Origin of the sequence: Arthrobacter sp. ZGTC131, from assembly GCF_002929275.1 — a bacterium.
GTDB lineage: Bacteria > Actinomycetota > Actinomycetes > Actinomycetales > Micrococcaceae > Arthrobacter.
This window is the reverse complement of the sequence record NZ_PJIK01000002.1, coordinates 1-1949: the sequence shown is the minus strand read 5'-3', so window position 1 is coordinate 1949 and position 1949 is coordinate 1. Positions and strand designations below refer to the sequence as shown.

3 protein-coding genes (1 of these 3 running past the window's edge) are annotated in these 1949 nt (G+C 66.3%); 2 read left to right on the top strand and 1 reads right to left on the bottom strand.

Annotated features, from left to right (window positions below):
* Positions 1-571 carry the 5' portion of a MarR family winged helix-turn-helix transcriptional regulator gene (locus CXQ90_RS22800; RefSeq protein ID WP_104136921.1) on the bottom strand. The gene continues 197 nt to the left of window position 1, outside the view, so 571 of the gene's 768 nt are visible here — the first part of the coding sequence; the start codon lies at positions 569-571; its stop codon lies beyond the left edge, outside the window.
* 318 nt (positions 572-889) lie between these two features.
* Here CXQ90_RS22800 and CXQ90_RS22795 point away from each other — a divergent pair, with 318 nt between their 5' ends.
* Positions 890-1795, top strand: a complete 906-nt coding sequence (locus tag CXQ90_RS22795) for a hypothetical protein (protein WP_258064344.1) — start codon at positions 890-892, stop codon at positions 1793-1795.
* Positions 1792-1949 (top strand): phage holin family protein (locus CXQ90_RS22790; RefSeq protein ID WP_146068841.1); only part of this gene is annotated, 158 nt, incomplete at its 3' end. The genes CXQ90_RS22795 and CXQ90_RS22790, both read left to right, overlap by 4 nt.

The following is a 1949-nucleotide window of genomic DNA, read 5'->3' as shown; positions in this document are numbered from 1 at the left end:
CGCCCGGGTCCTCCGCGCCCGTTGCGCGATCCCCGTCCGTTGGGCGATCCTCGCCCGTAGTCGGCGTGCCGCCCGGGTCCCCCGGGCCCGTTGGGCGGTCCCCGGCCAACGCCGCGCTTTCCGTCTTCTCCTTGCCTGACCGGCCCCTGTGCGAACCGGGGAAGTAGCTAATTACCCGTGCCAACTCGCGGCTCAGGACTGCGCCGTCGGCCAAATTCGGGGGCAGCGCATCCTTTTCCACCTCGCGGGCTGCCGCCAAAGCGTTAAGCCCTGCGTCCGTGATGGCCACAACATTGCTGCGCCTGTCGCGGGAACTGGAGGTGCGGGTAACAAGCCCCGCGCTTTCAAGGCGCGAGAGCACCCTGCCCAGCGATTGGCTCCGGACTTTGATTTCAGCGGCCAGATGCTCCTGATTGAGCGGGCCTGCGGTGAGCCCTTGAAGGGCGATTACGGCAGCGTGGGTTAGCCCAAGGTCTGCCAGCGCCTGATCCTGGCGGCGCTGGATGAGTCGGGCTGCCATGGACAGCAACTGATGGGGGCCCCATGGCTCAGCGTCAGCGTTCGGGACCATCGGTGTCGTCCTTCTTTCTCAAGTCTGAGTCGGTCGGGAGCTCGGCCCTGGTCGCTGGGACTCCCGGTTCACCAGAAGCGCAAGACCGGAGCGGCCTGACCGCCCGGGGCCGGGATTTCAGCGACAGGTACCGCAACGCCGTCGGTATCCATCCCCTACACCATAAGCATGCTTACCATCCTCCGGGCAAGCTTCGGCCAACTTTTTCGCAAGAAATGCAAAGTGTGCTTACTATTTATTAGTAAACATGCTTACTATGGCATGCCAGCAACGCTGGTTCCTGAAACAGCAGCTGACCTTTTCGGAAAGAGAGCGAAGATGACAGAGAACCAATGGCCGCAGGACGGGAGCCTCACCGTTCCCCCGGCTACGCAGAACTCAACGGCTTACGGCTCGGGCGTCACCGGGACCCAGGCGTCAGCCTCGAAGACCGATGCAGCCAAGGAAGAGGCCGCGAACGTGGCTGGCCAGGCTGCGGGTGCCGCCCAGAACGTTGCGGGAACGGCAAAGGAGGAGGCAGCGAACGTTGCTTCCGAAGTGAAGACGAACGCCCGGGATCTTCTGCACCAGGCGAAGTCGGACCTCACCAGCCAAGCAGGCACGCAGCAGCAGAAAGCCGCGGAAGGAATCCGGACCATCTCCTCGCAGCTGCGTTCCATGGCCGATGCGCCGGACCAGCAGGGAGTGGCCTCGGACCTCATCCGCCAGGCCGCTGAGCGTTCGGAGTCGGTGGCGTCCTGGCTGGGCAACCGGGATCCGGGCTCGCTGCTGGGCGAGGTTAAGTCCTTTGCCCGCCAGCGACCGGGCACCTTCCTGCTCCTGGCCGCCGGTGCGGGTCTCGTTGCCGGACGGCTCGGCAGGAGCCTGCAGGCCGGAGCCCCGGCCACCGGTTCGGCAGCGGGCATGTCCCTGCCGCCCCAGCCGATCCAGCCGCCGGTCGCCGACGGCACTGTCGGCGCGGGTGAGCCGTTCTATGACGGCGCTGAACTCGGAGAGCCTGCATACACGGTCCCGGCCTACGGCGAACCCACCAGCGTGGAACCCGTCTATGCCGAACCGCCCTTCGGCGAACCTGCACCGGGTGAGCCCGGCTATGGCGAGCCGCGGCGGACTGGCACCACCGGCCCGGCCTCGGGCCAGACTCTGCCAGGGAGCTCCGCCTCCGGAGTTCCGCTGCGCGACGTAGATGACCCCTATGCCGAGGGTGAAGGACGCCACCTGTGAGCAGCCAGCTACCCGAAACCCCTCCCACGGCCGCGCACGCCAAGGCGGACTCCACTTCCCTCGGTGACCTCCTTGGTGAAGTCAGCCGGGACATCTCCACGCTGATGCGCCAGGAAGTGGAACTCGCCAAAGTGGAGGCGAAACAGTCCGCCGC

What these genes read in the sequence shown, in the direction of transcription:
- CXQ90_RS22795 (WP_258064344.1), top strand. Translation starts at nt 890, where the DNA reads ATGACAGAGAACCAATGGCCGCAGGACGGGAGCCTCACCGTTCCCCCG.